The following is a 229-nucleotide window of genomic DNA, read 5'->3' on the forward strand; positions in this document are numbered from 1 at the left end:
TTCGCGGGCTAGCTGGTTGCGGCCAGAAACATCTTTGGCACGTTTGAACATAAGTTCTGCTGTGCTTTCGATGACGTTTGACTGATACAGTTTGCCCAGCGACGGGTGATTGGTAACGATGGATATGACCTTACGGCGTTCGGTCTCTTCGATATCGCCATCCGCAGCGGCAACCAATGCGGATGCAGCCAATACAGCTTCGAGAAAGTCCTTATTCTCACCGTATTCA

The 229-nt window shown here is 50.7% G+C and carries 1 protein-coding gene; it reads right to left on the minus strand.

The genetic code is table 11. The features are described 5' to 3' along the window. The coding region (locus tag HBA93_RS24070; protein WP_221724883.1) for a TerB family tellurite resistance protein at positions 1-229 on the minus strand (229 nt) is incomplete at both ends.

This window comes from Ochrobactrum sp. SFR4 (assembly GCF_019730395.1).
In the GTDB taxonomy this organism is placed as follows: Bacteria; Pseudomonadota; Alphaproteobacteria; order Rhizobiales; family Rhizobiaceae; genus Pseudochrobactrum.